15 protein-coding genes are annotated in these 16,651 nt (G+C 73.0%); 13 read left to right on the top strand and 2 right to left on the bottom strand.

The genetic code is table 11. The features are described 5' to 3' along the window. Positions 1-2: 2 nt before the first annotated feature. Complete coding sequence (gene galE, locus AB0K43_RS03405) at positions 3-989, bottom strand: UDP-glucose 4-epimerase GalE (protein WP_363635299.1); 987 nt, start codon at positions 987-989, stop codon at positions 3-5. 209 nt (positions 990-1,198) lie between these two features. On the opposite strand from galE, the gene AB0K43_RS03410 reads away from it, so the two are divergent. Beyond that, complete coding sequence (locus AB0K43_RS03410; RefSeq protein ID WP_363635772.1) at positions 1,199-2,266, top strand: trypsin-like peptidase domain-containing protein; 1,068 nt, start codon at positions 1,199-1,201, stop codon at positions 2,264-2,266. Between the two features lie 76 nt (positions 2,267-2,342). Here AB0K43_RS03410 and AB0K43_RS03415 read toward each other — a convergent pair whose 3' ends face one another. After that, positions 2,343-3,530, bottom strand: coding sequence for a sensor domain-containing protein (locus AB0K43_RS03415; RefSeq protein ID WP_363635301.1), 1,188 nt, complete (start codon positions 3,528-3,530; stop codon positions 2,343-2,345). 251 nt (positions 3,531-3,781) lie between these two features. Here AB0K43_RS03415 and AB0K43_RS03420 point away from each other — a divergent pair, with 251 nt between their 5' ends. From AB0K43_RS03420 to ctaD, 12 genes are all read left to right on the top strand, one after another. Next, a complete protein-coding gene (locus tag AB0K43_RS03420) occupies positions 3,782-4,189 on the top strand; it encodes an NADH-quinone oxidoreductase subunit A (protein WP_363635303.1) in 408 nt (135 codons plus the stop codon). 38 nt (positions 4,190-4,227) lie between these two features. Further along, positions 4,228-4,803, top strand: coding sequence for an NADH-quinone oxidoreductase subunit B family protein (locus AB0K43_RS03425; protein ID WP_363635774.1), 576 nt, complete (start codon positions 4,228-4,230; stop codon positions 4,801-4,803). Further along, positions 4,800-5,900 carry an NADH-quinone oxidoreductase subunit C gene (locus tag AB0K43_RS03430; RefSeq protein ID WP_363635305.1) on the top strand — a complete coding sequence of 367 codons (1,101 nt, stop codon included), beginning with the start codon at positions 4,800-4,802 and terminating at the stop codon, positions 5,898-5,900. The genes AB0K43_RS03425 and AB0K43_RS03430 overlap by 4 nt, the downstream gene beginning before the upstream one ends. Further along, positions 5,897-6,856: an NADH-quinone oxidoreductase subunit NuoH gene (gene nuoH / locus AB0K43_RS03435; protein ID WP_363635307.1), complete on the top strand. Its 960-nt coding sequence runs from the start codon at positions 5,897-5,899 to the stop codon at positions 6,854-6,856. Before AB0K43_RS03430 ends, nuoH begins: the two co-directional genes overlap by 4 nt. Next, complete coding sequence (locus AB0K43_RS03440) at positions 6,853-7,410, top strand: NADH-quinone oxidoreductase subunit I (RefSeq protein WP_363635776.1); 558 nt, start codon at positions 6,853-6,855, stop codon at positions 7,408-7,410. Before nuoH ends, AB0K43_RS03440 begins: the two co-directional genes overlap by 4 nt. Beyond that, positions 7,407-8,099 carry an NADH-quinone oxidoreductase subunit J gene (locus AB0K43_RS03445; RefSeq protein ID WP_363635309.1) on the top strand — a complete coding sequence of 231 codons (693 nt, stop codon included), beginning with the start codon at positions 7,407-7,409 and terminating at the stop codon, positions 8,097-8,099. Before AB0K43_RS03440 ends, AB0K43_RS03445 begins: the two co-directional genes overlap by 4 nt. A 4-nt stretch (positions 8,100-8,103) precedes the next feature. Then, positions 8,104-8,469, top strand: a complete 366-nt coding sequence (nuoK, locus tag AB0K43_RS03450; RefSeq protein WP_363635311.1) for an NADH-quinone oxidoreductase subunit NuoK — start codon at positions 8,104-8,106, stop codon at positions 8,467-8,469. Next, positions 8,466-10,547, top strand: a complete 2,082-nt coding sequence (locus AB0K43_RS03455) for an NADH-quinone oxidoreductase subunit L (protein WP_363635313.1) — start codon at positions 8,466-8,468, stop codon at positions 10,545-10,547. Before nuoK ends, AB0K43_RS03455 begins: the two co-directional genes overlap by 4 nt. Before the next feature lie 55 nt (positions 10,548-10,602). Then, a complete protein-coding gene (locus tag AB0K43_RS03460; protein WP_363635315.1) occupies positions 10,603-12,156 on the top strand; it encodes an NADH-quinone oxidoreductase subunit M in 1,554 nt (517 codons plus the stop codon). A 48-nt stretch (positions 12,157-12,204) separates the two neighbouring features. Further along, a complete protein-coding gene (locus tag AB0K43_RS03465) occupies positions 12,205-13,713 on the top strand; it encodes an NADH-quinone oxidoreductase subunit N (RefSeq protein WP_363635317.1) in 1,509 nt (502 codons plus the stop codon). Between the two features lie 127 nt (positions 13,714-13,840). Beyond that, positions 13,841-14,698 (top strand): zinc metalloprotease HtpX, encoded by an 858-nt coding sequence (htpX, locus tag AB0K43_RS03470; protein ID WP_363635319.1) that lies wholly within the window; start codon positions 13,841-13,843, stop codon positions 14,696-14,698. 152 nt (positions 14,699-14,850) lie between these two features. Further along, positions 14,851-16,575, top strand: a complete 1,725-nt coding sequence (ctaD, locus tag AB0K43_RS03475) for a cytochrome c oxidase subunit I (protein ID WP_363635321.1) — start codon at positions 14,851-14,853, stop codon at positions 16,573-16,575. Positions 16,576-16,651: the final 76 nt, after the last annotated feature.

Raw genomic sequence — 16,651 nt, forward strand, 5'->3', positions numbered from 1 at the left:
GGTCAGGCCCGGCGGCGGGCCTCGGGGTGGCGGGCGCACCAGCCGTCCCAGGCCGAGGCCACCATCGCCTCGACCTCGTACCGCGCCGTCCAGTCCAGCTCCTTGTGGATCAGGTCGGCGGAGGCCACCACCCGGGCCGGGTCGCCGGGACGGCGCGGGGTGACCTCGGCGGTGGTGTCGTAGCCGGTGACCCGGCCGATCACGGCGAGCATCTCCTGGACCGAGACGCCCTCGCCGCGGCCGATGTTGAGGGTCAGGTTGACCTGCTCGGTGGCGGCGTTCAGCCGCTTGACGGCGGCGACGTGGGCCGAGGCGATGTCGGCGACGTGGATGAAGTCGCGGACGCAGGTGCCGTCCGGGGTCGGGTAGTCGGCGCCGAAGACCCGCGGGGCCCGGCCGGCCGTCAGCCGTTCGAAGACCATCGGGACGAGGTTGGTGACGCCCTCGTCGGACAGCTCGGGCGAGGCCGCGCCGGCGACGTTGAAGTAGCGCAGCGAGACGGTGGACAGGCCGTGTGCCTTGGCGGCGGCGTTGATCAGCCACTCGCCGACCAGCTTGGTCTCGCCGTACGGGTTGATCGGCTCGCAGGGGGTGTCCTCGGTGACCAGCTCGACGTCCGGCATGCCGTAGACGGCGGCGGAGGAGGAGAACAGCACCCGGCTCACGCCGGCCGCGGCGGCGGCCTCCAGCACCACCCGCAGGCCCTCGACGTTCTCCTGGTAGTAGCGCAGCGGCTCGGTGACCGACTCGCCGACCTGCTTCTTGGCCGCGATGTGCAGCACCCCGGTGACGCCGTGCTCGCCGATCGCCCGGTCGAGGGCCGCCCGGTCCAGGGTCGAGCCGACCACCAGCGGCACTCCGGCGGGCAGCCGCTCGGCGGCCCCGCTGCTGAGGTCGTCGAGCACGACGACCTGCTCGCCGGCCTCGACCAGCTGCTGCGTGACATGCCCGCCGATGTAACCGGCCCCACCTGTGATCAACCAAGTCATAGGCCGCATCCTATGGGGCGCGCCTTACCGGGGAATCGGACATAAAGGTGAAATGCTGACAAAGTTCGGCCTGTTTCGGGGCTTTGAAGTACCGGAACCCCGCTGCTGACCGTATACGCACGAACCTGGAGGAAGCTCAGGTGCGCCCCAAGAAGGAACCGACCCGACCGATCCCGGCCGGCCCCCGCCCGACCGGGCCGAAGGTCCGGCTGATCCCCGGCACGCTCGCCCTGACCGGCCTGCTGCTCACGGGGTGCTCCGGCGGCGCCGCCTCTTCCTCGTCCGCGGCCGCCTCCTCCTCGGGCTCGAACACGTCCTCGTCCTCGACCGGCGCCTCGGCCTCCCCGTCCGGCGGCAACCAGTTGGAGAGCGACTACCGGCGGGTGATCTCCGACGTGCTGCCCTCGGTGGTCCAGATCACCGCCGGCGACAGCCTCGGCTCCGGCATCGTCTACGACGACAAGGGCGACATCGTCACCAACGCGCACGTGGTGGGCGACGCCAAGAACTTCACCGTCACCCTCGCCAACAGCACCAAACCGCTGGACGCCACCCTGGTCGGCAGCTTCCCGGAGTCCGACCTCGCGGTGATCAAGCTCTCCGCCGTGCCGAGCGGCCTCAGGCCGGCCGTCTTCGGCGACAGCGGCAAGGTGGAGGTCGGGCAGATCACCCTGGCCATGGGCAGCCCGCTCGGCCTGGCCAGCAGCGTCACCCAGGGCATCGTCTCGGCCACCGGGCGGACCGTCACCGAGCCGCAGAGCCCGGACTCGCCCGGGGCGACCATCGGCAACATGGTGCAGACCTCGGCCGACATCAACCCCGGCAACAGCGGCGGCGCCCTGGTCAACCTCTCCAGCCAGGTGATCGGCATCAACACCCTGGCCGCCGTCGACCAGGAGCTGAACGGCAGCGCCGCCCCCGGTATCGGCTTCGCCATCCCGGCGGCCACCGTCACCGGCATCGCCGACCAGCTGATCAAGACCGGCACGGTGGCCAACTCCGGCCGGGCCGCCCTGGGCATCACCGCCCGCACCTACTTCGACAGCAACTTCCAGCCCGCCGGCGCCGCGATCGTCACCGTGGTGGCCGGCGGCGCGGCCGCCGCGGCCGGGCTGCAGCCGGGCGATGTGATCACCAAGCTGGGCGACACCCGGATCACCACCATCGGCGCGCTCACCACGGCACTGGCCTCGCTCCAGCCCGGTGCGAAGACCACCGTCACCTACCAGCGCGACGGTCAGACCAAGACCGCCGACGTCACCCTCGGCACCCTGTAGCGGGGCCCAGGACCCGGGCCCGGCGGACCGTACCGCGCAAGGGAGGCGGACCGCCGGGCCCGAACCACCGGGCGGATCAGGTGCGGGCCGCCCTGGTCCGCCACGGCAGTTCGACGGTGATGCTGGTCGGCCCGCCGGCCGGGCTCTCCACCAGGAACACCCCGTCCACCGCCCCGATCCGCTCGGCCAGGCCGGCCAGCCCGCTGCCCGGGTAGGCGGCCGCGCCGCCCTTGCCGTCGTCCTGCACCAGCAGCATCAGCCGGTCCTCGACCCGCCAGGCGTCCACCGTGGCCGAGCGCGCGCCCGCGTGCTTGGAGATGTTGGTGAGCAACTCGCTGACGGTGAAGTAGGCGATGCCCTCCACGGCCGAGTCCGGCCGCTCGGCGCCCCTGAGGTCGACGTGCACCTTGACCCCGCCCGGGACGGTGCAGCGGGCCGCCACCGCGGACAGCGCCGCGTCCAGCCCGCGGTCGGTCAGCACCGCCGGGTGGATGCCCCGGGCCAGGTCGCGCAGCTCCTGGAGGGCGAGCTTCACCTCGCCGTGCGCGGCGCCCACCATCGCGGCGGCGGACGCGATGCCCTCCGGGGTGTCCGTCTCGGCCAGCTTCTCCTTCGCCAGGCCGAGGTCCATCGCCAGGGCGACCAGCCGGGCCTGCGCCCCGTCGTGCAGATCGCGCTCGATCCGGCGCAGGTCGGCCGCGGCGGTGTCCACCACCGCCCCGCGGTCCTCCTCCAGCTCGTGCACCCGCAGCGCCAGCGCGTTCGGTGCCAGCAGGCTGTCCACCAGCATCCGCTCCAGTTCGGACATCCAGCGCACCACCCACGGCAGCACCGGCCAGCCGACCACCAGCAGCACCAGGGTCAGCGTGAAGCTGAGGATCCCCCAGACCAGCAGCACCACGTTGAACAGCGCCGACCGCCAGCCGAGCGAGTCCGTCAACACGGCGCTCACCCAGCCCGACACCCCGTTGCGGCGCCGCACCGGCGGCCCCGGCTCCTGCGCCGTGGCCCCGAGCGCGGCCCGCGCCCTGGCCCGCTCCACCGCACCCAGCCAGCGGCAGCCGGTCAGCCCGAAGGCCAGCAGCGGCAGCCCGACCACGGTCACCGAGAGGGCCAGCCCGACGGTCAGGGTGACCACGGTGAAGACGAACCCGGCGAGGCCGACCGGCAGGTTCAGCAGCAGGTGCTGCACCTGACCCCACAGCTGCGCTCCGTACAGCGACGGGCGGCGGGGCTCCGCCGGTCGGTGCTCCGCGGTATCCATCGGCTTCCACCCTCTCGGTCGACCAGGAGCACCAGCATCCCCGGTGCGCCCCGGCCGGGGCCATGGGGGTGATCTCCGTCCCCATCCTGGGGATAACCCCACCCCGGCCGTCTTGCGGGACGGGCAGGTTCCGGAGCAAGCGGGCCGTGCACTTAGACTCACGCCTGAGTGATGGTTATGGGTGTGTAAAGAAGAGCGGTGATCCGATCGGGCCGTGGGCCCGGTGGGCCGCCCGATGTGGAGGCGAACGCATGGAGGGGCAGCTGGTCGCTGCCGACCCTGCCGTGGGCAGCGGCTACTTCGACGCGTATGCGGCGGTAGGCCTGCTGGCGGTCATCGGCGTGCTCTTCGTCGCGGTGGCGTTCACCGCCAACCGCCTGCTGCGGCCGGTGGTGTACTCCCCGGAGAAGCTGCTCACCTACGAGTGCGGCGTCGACCCGGTGGGCGAGGGCTGGGCGCACACCCAGATCCGGTACTACGTCTACGCCTTCCTGTACGTGATCTTCGCGGTCGACGCGATCTACCTGTTCCCGTGGGCGACCGTGTTCGCCGCCGCCGGCTACGGCGCGACCACGCTGGTGGAGATGTTCGTCTTCATCGCCTTCCTCGCGGTCGGACTGCTCTACGCCTGGAAGAAGGGCGTTCTGGAATGGACGTGACCCACTCGCACGGCTCCGGCGGCCCCGTCCCGCTCGGGATGCCCGACCCGGCGCGGCCCGGTGTGGCGGTCGAACAGCGGCGCCTCGGCCCGCTCGCCCGGCTGGCGCCGGACCCGGTCAAGGTGGTGCTGAACTGGGGCCGCCGCTACAGCCTCTGGTGCTTCAACTTCGGCCTCGCCTGCTGCGCGATCGAGTTCATCGCCGCGTCGATGGCCAAACACGACTTCATCCGGATGGGTGTCATCCCGTTCGCGCCCGGCCCCCGGCAGGCCGACCTGATGATCGTCTCGGGCACCGTCACGGACAAGATGGCCCCGGCCGTCAAGCGCCTCTACGAGCAGATGCCCGAGCCCAAGTACGTCATCTCGTTCGGCGCCTGCTCCAACTCCGGCGGCCCCTACTGGGACTCCTACTCCGTGACCAAGGGCGTCGACCAGATCATCCCGGTGGACGTCTACGTGCCCGGCTGCCCGCCGCGGCCCGAGGCGCTGCTGCAGGGCATCCTCAAGCTCCAGGAGAAGATCGCCGCCGAGTCGCTGCCGGAGCGGTACGCCGCGCCCGTCTCCGCGCTGCGCCGCCCGCTGGTGGCCGGCCCCGGGGAGGCGGACCGATGAGCCGCACCCCCGAGGAGACCGCCGCCGCGATCGGCGAGTGGGCCACCGCCGCCGAGGCGTACCAGCTGCTCACCGTCGACGTCCCGGCCGAGCACTGGATCGAGGCGCTCACCGCCGCCCGCGACCGTCTGGGCCTGAGCTACTTCGACTGGCTGAGCGCCGTGGACGAGCTCGCCGACGGCTACTCGGTCTGCGCCCACCTGGCCGCGCTCGGCGAGCCCGCCGTCCGCCACCTGCTGCTGCGCACCCGGATCCCGCGGGACAAGGCCGTGCTGCCGACCGCCGTCCAGGTCTACGCCGGCGCCGGCTGGCACGAGCGGGAGACCCACGAGATGTTCGGCATCGACTTCGCCGGGCACCCGCACCTGATCACCCTGCTGCTCCCGGACGGCTTCGAGGGCCACCCGCTGCGCAAGGACTTCGTGCTGGCGGCCCGGGTCGCCAAGGCCTGGCCCGGTGCCAAGGAGCCCGGCGAGTCCGAGGGCGACGGCCCGGCCCGGCGCAAGATGCAGCCGCCCGGGGTCCCGGACCCGAACGAGTGGGGGCCGCTCAAGGGCACCCTGCCGCCGGTCGCCGAGCGCCCCGCGCGCGGTGCCCGGGCGGGCGCCGCCGCCCGTACCCCGCGCGCCGCCGCGGCAGCAGCCGAGGGCGCGGCGGGCGAGGTCCGGCCGCGCCGGGCGCGCAGCGTCGAGGCGGGCTCGGTGAGCCAGCCGGAGGCCGGCGCCGCCGAGGCGCCCGAGATCCGGGCCGACCGGCCGCGCCGCACCCGGAGCGTCGGCGAAGGGTCCGCGAGCCAGGCCGCCGCGCCTGCCGCGCCTGCCGAGGCGGCCCAGGCCGCCGAGGCACCGGCTGCGCCCGGGCGGCCCGCCCGGACCCGGTCCTCGGACGCGCCCTGGCACTCACCGGTGCCCGCGCACGGGCCGGCCGAGCCGGAGCCCGGGACCCCCGAGGCCGCCGAAACCCCCGAGGCTCCGGAGGCCCCGGAGCCGCAGCCCGAGAGCCCGCAGCCCGGGACCCCGCAGCCCGGGACCCCGCAGCCGGAGACCCCGCAGCCCGGGACCTCGCAGACGCCCGACCAGGACGGAGACAGCGCGTGAACCTGATCGACACGCTGCTGCGCTGCGTCGGCACCCTGGTGGCCTTCCTGACCCTGCCGCTGGTGATCGGCCAGACCGAGCACAAGGTGATGGCCCACATGCAGGGCCGGCTCGGCCCGATGTACGCCGGCGGCTTCCACGGCTGGGCGCAGCTGGTCGCCGACGGCGTGAAGTTCGCGCAGAAGGAGGACATCGTCCCGGCCGGCGCCGACCGCCGGGTCTTCCAGCTGGCCCCGGCCGTCGCCCTGCTGCCGTACCTGGTGGTGCTGCTGGTGATCCCGATCGGCCCGAACGGGCTGGTCGGTCAGGCGGTGGACGCCGGGCTGTTCTTCGTGCTGGCCGTGATGGGTATCGGCGTGCTCGGCTCGCTGATGGCCGGCTGGGCGTCGGCCAACAAGTTCTCGCTGCTCGGCGGCCTGCGCGCGGCCGCCCAGCTGATGTCGTACGAGCTGCCGATGCTGCTGGCCGCCGCCTCGGTGGCGATGGCGGCCGGGACGGTCTCGCTGACCGGCATCGTGGACGGCTTCCACTGGTGGTGGCTGCCATGGCAGGCGATCGGCGCGTTCGTGTTCTTCACGGCCGGCCTGGCCGAGCTGCAGCGGCCGCCGTTCGACATGCCGGTGGCCGACTCCGAGATCATCTTCGGCGCGTACACCGAGTACACCGGCCTGCGCTTCGCGCTGTTCCTGCTGTCCGAGTACGCGGGCATCCTGGTGGTCTCCGCGCTGACGGCGGTGCTCTTCCTCGGCGGCTGGCACGGCCCGGGCCCGGACTCGCTGGGCTGGCTGTGGACGCTGCTCAAGACCTTCGCGCTGGCCTTCGTGGTGATCTGGATCCGGGTCACCTACCCCCGGCTGCGCGAGGACCAGCTGATGAAGTTCGCGTGGACCGGCCTGATCCCGCTCGCGCTCCTCCAGCTGGCCCTCACCGGCATCATCAAGGTGGCGATCTCCTGATGCGGATCCCAGGAAGTGGCCTGGCCAAGGGCCTGGCCGTGACGCTGCGGACGATGACGAAGAAGACCGTCACCGCGCAGTACCCCGACGTGCAGCCCGAACTGCCGCCGCGCACCCGCGGGGTGATCGCGCTGCTGGAGGAGAACTGCACGGTCTGCATGCTCTGCGCCCGCGAGTGCCCCGACTGGTGCATCTACATCGACTCCCACAAGGAGACGCTGCCGGCCGCCGACCCGAACGCCCGGGCCCGCACCCGCAACGTGCTGGACCGGTTCGCGATCGACTTCTCGCTCTGCATGTACTGCGGGATCTGCATCGAGGTCTGCCCGTTCGACGCGCTCTTCTGGTCGCCGGAGTTCGAGTACGCGGAGACCGACATCCTGGAACTCACCCACGAGCGCGACCGGCTGCGCGAGTGGATGTGGACCGTCCCGCCGCCGCCGGCGCACGACCCGGGGGCCGAGGAGCCGAAGGAGATCGGGATGGCGCGCAAGGCCGCCGACAAGCTGGCCGCCGCCGCGCAGGCCGCCGAAGCCGAAGGAGGTGACCGGTGACGGGCCGTCTGCTCGCCGCCGCCGGCTCGCTCGACCCGGCCACCCGCTCCTTCCTCTCCCCGACCGGGGTGGAGATCGTCTTCCTGCTGGTCGGCCTGGTGGTGCTCGGCTCCGCCGTGGTCTCGGTGACCACCAAGCAGCTGGTGCACGCCGCGCTGTGGCTGGTGGTCGCGCTCGGCGGCCTGGCGATCGAGTTCCTGCTGCTGACCGCCGAGTTCATCGCCTGGGTCCAGGTGCTGATCTACCTCGGTTCGGTCGTGGTGCTGGTGCTCTTCGGCCTGATGCTGACCAGGGCGCCGATCGGCCGCTCGCCCGACGCCGACTCCGGCAACCGCTGGGTCGCGCTCGGCGTCGCACTCGCGTCCGGCGCCACCCTGGTCACCCTGGTGGTGGACGCGTTCCGCTCCGCCTGGGTCGACCTCGGTGCCGGGGGCGGCAGCACCAGGGCGACCGGCGAGATGCTCTTCCGGTACTGGGTGCTGCCCTTCGAGGCGCTGTCGGTGCTGCTGCTGGCCGCGCTGGTCGGCGCGATCGTGCTCTCCCGCACCGGCAACGGCCGGGTGCCCCGGCCGCGGGCCGGCAGGCTGCGGGCGGGCAAGCCCGTGGGCGGCCCCCGTCCCCCCGCCGCTGCCGCCCCCGCCGGTGCCGCCAACGCCCCCGCCCCCGCCGCCCCGACGCAGGAGCGCTGACCCGATGCACCTCGCCTACCCGGCCGTCCTCGCCGCGCTGCTGTTCTGCGTCGGCGTGTACGGCGTGCTCGCCCGGCGGAACGTCGTCCTGGTGCTGATGTCGGTCGAGCTGATGCTCAACGCCGTCAACCTCAACCTGGTCGCCTTCGACGTCTGGCTGCGCGACACCCTGCACGCCGGACAGGCGCTCACCCTGTTCACCATCACCGTCGCCGCCGCCGAGATCGGCCTGGGCCTGGCCGTCGTGCTGCTGGTCTTCCGGACCCGGGGGACCGCCGACATCGACCGGGTCACCGCGCTCGGCGACCCGGCCGAGGCTGCCGCCGCCGAGACCGCCGCCGCCGAGCTGAAGGGCCAGGCCGCCGCATGAACCTCGCGCTGCCCGTCCTCGTCCCCGTGCTGCCCGCGCTCGGCGCGGCCGCCACCCTGGCCACCGGCCGCCGCGCCCCCGGCTTCGCCCGGCCGCTGGCGATCCTGCCGGTCGCGGCCTCCGCCGTGCTGGCCCTGGTGGTCGCCCTCCAGCTCGGCACCGGCCAGAGTCTGGACGCCGCCACCCGGCTCGCCCCGACCGGCGGCCCCGGCATCTTCCTCGCCATCCACCTGGACGGCTACAGCTCGCTGATCTCGGTGCTGGTCGGCCTGGTCGCCGTCTGCGTGCAGGTCTACTCCACGGCCTACCTCCGCGAGGACCCGCGCTACCCCTCGTACGCGGCACTGGTCTCGCTGTTCACGGCGGCCATGTTCCTGGTGGTCTACTCCGGCGACCTGATCATCCTTCTGGTCGGCTGGGAGGTCATGGGCATCTGCTCGTACTTCCTGATCGGCCACCACTGGGAGAGCGCCGACGCCCGCGCGGCCTCGCTGAAGGCCTTCCTGGTCACCAAGCTCGGCGACGTGCCGTTCCTGTTCGGCATCTTCCTGCTCGGCGCCGACGCCGGGACCTTCCGGATCGACGGGGTGCTCACCGCCGCCGGCGAGGGCCGGCTCGGCCACCCCACCCTGATCGCGCTGCTGCTGCTCGCCGGGGTGGCCGGCAAGAGCGCGCAGTTCCCGCTGCACACCTGGCTCCCGGACGCGATGGCCGGCCCGACCCCGGTCTCCGCGCTGATCCACGCGGCCACCATGGTCGCCGCCGGCATCTACCTGGTGGCCCGGCTGCTCCCGGTCTTCCTGCTCTCCGGCGCCGCCCTGGTGGTGCTGGCCGTGATGGCCGCCGTCACCATGGTCGGCTCGGCGCTGTGCGCCCTCGCCCAGGACGACCTCAAGCGGGTGCTCGCCTACTCCACCGTCGGCCAGCTCGGCTACATGGCCGGCGCGCTGGCCGCCGGCGACCGGGAGGCGGCCGTCTTCCACCTGGTCAGCCACGGCGCCTTCAAGGCCCTGCTGTTCCTCGCCGCCGGTGTGGTGATCCACGCCGCGCACACCAACTCCATCTCGGCGATGTCCAAGATCCCCGGCCTGCGCGGCAAGGTCCCGGACGCCTACTGGACGATGGGCATCGCGCTGGTCGCGCTGGTCGGCCTGCCGCCGTTCTCCGGCTTCTTCAGCAAGGAGGCGGTGTTCACCGCCGCCGAACACGCCGCCACCGGCGAGGCGCTCACCGGCGGCCTCGGCCCCGCCTCCGCGGTGCCCTCGGCCGCCGGCTGGATCGTGCTGCTCTCGGCCGGGCTCACCGCGGTGCTCACCGCCGCCTACGCCACCCGGATGTGGCTGGTCGCCTTCCACGGCAAGGCGGCCGCGGCTCCGGTCGCCGCAGCCCCGGTAGCCGCGGCCCCGGTCGCCGCGGCCCCGATCACCGCCGGCCCGGAGGCGACCGCCCCCGAGTCGGGCGCGCCGTACTCACCCGAACCCGACGAGGCCGACCCCGGCCAGGCCGAGCCGCCCGCGATGCGCTGGCCGCTGTGGGTGCTGGCGGTGCCCACCATGGCCTTCGGCATCACCAGCCTGCGCACCGACTGGCTGCCCGAGCTGCTGGACGGCGGCTCGCTGCGGCCCTCCACCGCCACCGCGGTGATCGGCACCGGGCTCGCCCTGGTGGGCATCCTGGTCTCGTACGCCGCCTGGCGGGCCGCCACCGCCCGGCCGGCGCCCGCCCGCCGGGCCAGCGAGGAACGGGTGCCCGAGCAGGCCGGCCCGCCGGCCGTCGAGCACGTGCCCGCCGACCCCGGCCGCCGGCTGCTCGGCCCGCTGTACCGGCCCGCCCAGCACGGCTTCGGCGTCGACCGGCTGTACAGCGCGCTGTTCGTCCGGCCGACGGCCGCGGCCGCCCGGCTGGTCCGGTTCCTGGACCGCGAGGTCGTCGAGACCTACGTCCGGGGCGCCGGCGACGGCACCAACCTGCTGGGGTGGCTGGTCCGCAGGACCCAGACCGGCAACGCCCAGACCTACCTGAGCGCCCTGCTGGCCGGCGCCGTCCTGCTCGCCGTCCTGGTGGCGGTCGGCTCATGAACCGTCACCAGCAGCGCCGACCCCGCCGACCCGCAGCCCGAACCTGGAGCACCCGATGAACGCGGTCCTCATCGCCCTCCTGCTGCTGCCGCTGCTCGGCGCCGCCGCGACCCTGGCCCCGCTCGGCCCCGACCGGGCGACCTCCGACCGGCGCGCGCTGTGGCTCGGGGTCGCCGTCACCGGCGCGGTGCTGGCCCTGGCCGTCGTGCTGGCCGCCGGCTTCGACCACGACCGGCCGAGCCGGATGCAGGCGGTCACCGACACCGACTGGATCCCCGCCATCGGGGTCCGCTTCCACCTCGGTGTGGACGGCATCTCGCTGCCGCTGCTGGTGCTCACCGCGCTGCTCACGCTGCTCTGCGCGGTGTACTCCACCAAGCGGCTGCCCAGCGGCGAGGGCGTACCCGGCGGACGGGCGTTCACCGGCCTGCTGCTCCTGCTGGAGGTCGGCATGCTCGCCACCTTCGCGGTGCTGGACCTGGTGCTGTTCTTCCTGGCCTTCGAGACCGTGCTGATCCCGATGTACTTCCTGATCGCCCGCTGGGGCAGCGGGCGCAAGGTGCCCGCAGCCGGCCGGTTCATCCTCTACACCCTGCTCGGCTCGGCCGTGATGCTGCTCGGCTTCCTGCTGATCGGCCTCGACGCGGGCACCTTCGACATGACCCGGCTCGCCGACGCGCACGGCAGCGGCCTCACCCACACCACCCAGGTGATCGCCGCCCTCGCCATCCTGGTCGGCCTCGCGGTCAAGGCCCCGGCCTGGCCGCTGCACAGCTGGCTCCCGGACGCGCACACCGCGGCGCCCACCGTCGGCTCGGTGCTGCTCGCCGGCGTGCTGCTGAAGATGGGCACCTACGGCCTGGTCCGGGTGCTGCTCCCGATCGTGCCGCAGGGCGCGGCCACCTTCGCGCCCTACCTCGGGGCGTTCGCCGCCGTCGGCATCGTCTACGGCTCGCTGGCCTGCCTGGCACTGGCCCGCCCCGGCGCCAAGGGCGACCTCAAGCGGCTGATCGCGTACTCCTCGGTCGGCCACATGGGCTTCGTGCTGCTGGGCATCGCCTCCCTCACCCAGGTCGGCGTCAACGGCGCGCTGTTCGCCAACATCGGGCACGGCCTGATCACCGGCCTGCTGTTCTTCCTGGTCGGCGCGCTCAAGGACCGCTACGGCACCGCGGACCTGGACACCCTGGCCGGCGCCACCGGCGCGGCCCTGTACGGCCGGGCGCCGCGGATCGGTGCCCTGCTCGCCTTCGCCGCCGTCGCCAGCCTGGGCCTGCCGGGGCTGGCCGGCTTCTGGGGCGAACTGCTCGCCATGTTCGGCGCGTTCGACCCGGCCGCCGGGCTGTCCCGGCCCGCGTTCCTGACCTACATGGTGCTGGCCGGCGTCGGCACCCTGCTCACCGCCGGCTACCTGCTGCTGGTGGTCAAGCGGGTCTGCATGGGCGACCCCGAGCAGCCGCCGCTGGTCGCCGAGCTGCCCGACCTGCGCCCGTACGAGGCCGTCAGCTGGACCCCGCTGGCCGCGCTCACCCTGGTCGCGGGCCTGTGGCCGGCCCTGCTGCTCAGCCTGTCCGACCCGGCCGTCAAGCACCTCCTCGGGGGTGGCTGACCCGTGCTCAGCCACCCGACCGGCACTCATCTCCTGGGGCAGCCCGCCATGAGCTCACTCGCCGTCACCGACCCGGGCAGCCTGATCCAGTCCGTCGACTGGGTGGCGATCGCGCCCCCGCTGATCGCCGCCCTGGCCGGCCTGGCCGTGCTGCTGGCCGACCTGCTGCTGCCCGAACGCGGCAAGAAGGCACTCGGTGTGGCCGCCGTCGGCGGCCTGGTCCTGGCGCTGGCCGCGCTGCTCCCGCTCAGCCGCGGCGGCAGCCGGTCCACCTTCTGCCTCCAGGGCGCCGGCACCTGCTCGTACGTCGCCGACCACTTCGCGCTCGCCTTCCAGCTGCTCGCGCTCGGCGGCGCGCTGATCGCCGCGCTGCTCTCGCTGCACACCGTGGACGAGGAGAAGCTGCCCGGCGGCGAGTACTGGTTCCTGCTGCTCTCCAGCGCGAGCGGCGCCGCCCTGCTGCCCGCCGCCCGCGACCTGGCCACCCTGATCATCGCGCTGGAGGTGGCCTCGCTGCCGGCCTTCGCCCTGGTCGGGCTGCGCCGGGACGGGCGGGGCGCGGAGAGCGCGCTGAAGTTCTTCCTCTCCTCCGTCACCGCCACCGCCGTGATGCTGCTGGGCGTCAGCTTCGTCTACGCCGCCACCGGCTCGATCCACCTCACCGCCGTCGCCGACGGCCTGGCGCACGCCCCCGGGCAGCTGCGGCCGCTGGCCGAGGCCGGTGCGGTGCTCACCCTGGTCGGCTTCGCCTTCAAGGTCGCCGCAGTCCCGTTCCACTTCTGGGTGCCCGACACCTACACCGGCGCCCCGCTGCCGGTGGCCGGCTACCTCTCGGTGGTCGGCAAGGCCTCCGGCCTGTCCGGGCTCGCGCTGGTCAGCACGGTCGCCTTCCGCCCCTACGGGCACACCTGGGGCCTGGCGCTCGCGGTGCTCGCCGCGCTCACCATGACGGTCGGCAACGTGGGCGCGCTGCGCCAGCGCCCCGACACCGAGCACAGCGCGGTGCGGCTGCTCGCCTGGTCCTCGGTCGGCCAGGCCGGATACCTGCTGGTGCCGGTGGCCGCCGCCGGCTACGCGGGCTCCGGCGATCCGCTGGGCGCCACGGTCGCGTACGCGCTGATCTACGGGCTGGTCAACCTCGGCGCCTTCGGGGTGGTCGCGGTCGTCCAGCGCTCCGGCGCCACCCGGTTGGAGGACTACCGGGGCCTGTTCGCCCGGCACCGCTGGAGCGCGCTGGCGCTGGCCTTCTTCCTGCTCTGCCTGGCCGGCCTGCCGCCCGGCGTGGTGGGCCTGTTCGGCAAGGTGGTGGTCTTCCAGGCCGCCGTGGACGCCGGGCTCGGCTGGCTGGCCGTGATCATGGCCGCCAACGTGGCGATCGCGCTCTACTACTACCTGCTGTGGACGGCGAAGCTGTTCACCCCGGCCCAGGGCGCCGTCGAGACCCGCCGGGTGCCCGGCCCGCTGGCCGCCACCCTGGGGCTGACCGCGGCCGGCGCGGCCGTCCTGTCGGTGGCGCCGCAGCTCGTCCTCCAGGTGGTCACCGGCAGCCTGTTCTGACCGGCCGCCCCGCGCGGGCGCGGGTAGCCTCCGGTGCACGAGGGAACGAACCCGGCCCGCCCTGCCGTTGAGCTGGGCAGAGGTTGGGACGGACGGCTTCCCACGCGCACCACTTGGAGGGTCTGCCGTGCACCGCGGGCACAACGGGTTGAGGACGGCCGTACTACTCGGCGGCCTGTCCGCGCTGATCCTGTTGATCGGCAGCTTCTTCGGTCGCACCGGTCTGCTGGTGGCCCTGGTGGTCGCGATCGGCACCAACGCCTACGCCTACTGGAACAGCGACAAGCTCGCCCTGCGGGCGATGCGGGCCCGCCCGGTGAGCGAGATCGAGGCGCCGCAGCTGTACCGGATCGTCCGCGAGCTCTCCACCGCGGCCCGCCAGCCGATGCCCCGGCTGTACATCTCGCCCACCCCGGCGCCGAACGCCTTCGCCACCGGACGCAACCCGCGCAACGCGGCGGTCTGCTGCACCGACGGCATCCTGCAGCTGCTGGACGAGCGCGAGCTGCGGGGCGTGCTGGGGCACGAGCTGAGCCACGTCTACAACCGCGACATCCTGATCTCCTCGGTGGCCGGCGCGCTGGCCTCGGTGATCATGTTCCTGGTGAACTTCGCCTGGCTGATCCCGATCGGCCGCAGCGAGGACGACGACGGGCCCGGCCTGTTCGGGATGCTGCTGATCATGCTGCTCGGCCCGCTCGCGGCCGGTCTGATCCAGATGGCGGTCAGCCGCTCCCGGGAGTACCAGGCGGACGCGGACGGCGCCCGGATCACCGGCGACCCGCTCGCCCTCGCCAGCGCCCTGCGGAAGCTGGACGCCGGCACCCAGCGGCTTCCGCTGCCGCCCGAGCCGCAGCTCCAGACGGCCAGTCACATGATGATCGCCAACCCGTTCCGCCCGGGGGAGTTCGGGGCCAGGCTGTTCTCGACGCACCCGCCGATGCGGGAGCGGATCGAGCGCCTGGAGCAGATGGCCGGCCGGTAGCGTCCTGCTGCCGCCGCCGACGCTGCCCGGGTCTGCTGCCCGGTCTGTTGCCCCGGGAGGGGTACAGCGGGGGGCCGGTCGGGCGCGTTTCGGGTGCCGCTGCGGCGTGGCTGGTAGTCGTAGGTGGATCCACCCTCGGAAGGTGCGCCGCCGTGACGATTCTGCCCCAGGACGACCTGAGCACCCCGCGCCGGCCGCCCACCCAGCGCAGCCGCCGGCGCGCCGCCCGCCGGGCCCACCGGGGCCGGGCGCTGGCGGTCTGGCTGACCACCACCGATCACAAGCAGATCGGCACCCTGTACATGGCCACCTCGTTCGGGTTCTTCCTGATCGGCGGGGTGCTGGCGCTGGTCATGCGGGCCGAACTGGCCCGGCCCGGGACCCAGATCGTCTCGAACGAGCAGTTCAACCAGGCGTTCACCATGCACGGCACGATCATGCTGCTGATGTTCGCCACCCCGCTCTTCGCGGGCTTCGCCAACTGGTTCATGCCGCTCCAGATCGGAGCGCCGGACGTCGCCTTCCCCCGGCTGAACGCGCTCGCGTACTGGTTCTACCTGTTCGGCTCGCTGATCGTCGTGGCCGGCTTCCTGACCCCCGACGGCGCCGCGGACTTCGGCTGGTTCGCCTATGTGCCGCTGTCCGGGATCCAGCACAGTCCGGGCATCGGCGGCGACATGTGGATCATGGGGCTGGCGTTCTCCGGCTTCGGGACGATCCTCGGCTCGGTCAACTTCATCACCACCATCGTCTGCCTGCGGGCGCCCGGGATGACGCTGTTCCGGATGCCGATCTTCGTCTGGAACATCCTGTTCACCAGCATCCTGGTGCTGTTCGCCTTCCCGGTGCTCGCCGCCGCCCTGCTGGTGCTGGAGGCGGACCGCAAGTTCGGCGCGCTCGCCTTCGACCCGGCCAACGGCGGGGTGATGCTCTGGCAGCACCTGTTCTGGTTCTTCGGCCACCCCGAGGTCTACATCATCGCGCTGCCGTTCTTCGGCATCATCACCGAGATCATCCCGGTCTTCAGCCGCAAACCGGTCTTCGGCTACACCGGACTGATCGCCGCCACCATCGCGATCACCGGGCTCTCGGTCACCGTCTGGGCGCACCACATGTTCGTCACCGGGCAGGTGCTGCTGCCGTTCTTCTCCATCATGACGCTGCTGATCGCCGTCCCGACCGGGGTGAAGTTCTTCAACTGGATCGGCACCATGTGGCGCGGCTCGCTCAGCTTCGAGACCCCGATGCTGTGGAGCATCGGCTTCCTGGTCACCTTCCTGTTCGGCGGTCTGACCGGGGTGCTGCTGGCCTCCCCGCCGATCGACTTCCACGTCTCCGACTCGTACTTCGTGGTCGCCCACTTCCACTACGTGGTCTTCGGCACCGTGGTCTTCGCGATGTTCGCCGGGTTCTACTTCTGGTGGCCGAAGATGACCGGCAAGATGCTGGACGAGGGGGTCGGGGTGATCCACTTCTGGACGCTCTTCGTCGGCTTCCACACCACCTTCCTGGTCCAGCACTGGCTCGGCGCCGAGGGCATGCCCCGCCGCTACGCCGACTACCTGGCCTCGGACGGCTTCACCACGCTCAACACCGTCTCCACCATCGGCTCCTTCCTGCTCGGCCTGTCCACCCTGCCGTTCCTCTACAACGTCTGGAAGACCACCAGGTACGGGCAGCGGGTCGAGGTCGACGACCCCTGGGGCTACGGCCGCTCGCTGGAGTGGGCGACCTCCTGCCCGCCGCCCCGGCACAACTTCGTCACCCTGCCGCGGATCCGCTCCGAGTGCCCGGCCTTCGACCTGCATCACCCGGACGTGGCGGAGTTCGACCGGCTGCAGAACTCCGGGGAGCCGGCGGCGCCGAAGCGAAAGTGAAAGATCTTCGGCCGGGCTGTCGATCCGGCCGTGGCGCGATCGACGTACGGGGTGGAAGCACCCGGGCGGGACCTGG

Origin of the sequence: Kitasatospora sp. NPDC049258 (assembly GCF_040678895.1) — a bacterium.
Lineage (GTDB): Bacteria > Actinomycetota > Actinomycetes > Streptomycetales > Streptomycetaceae > Kitasatospora.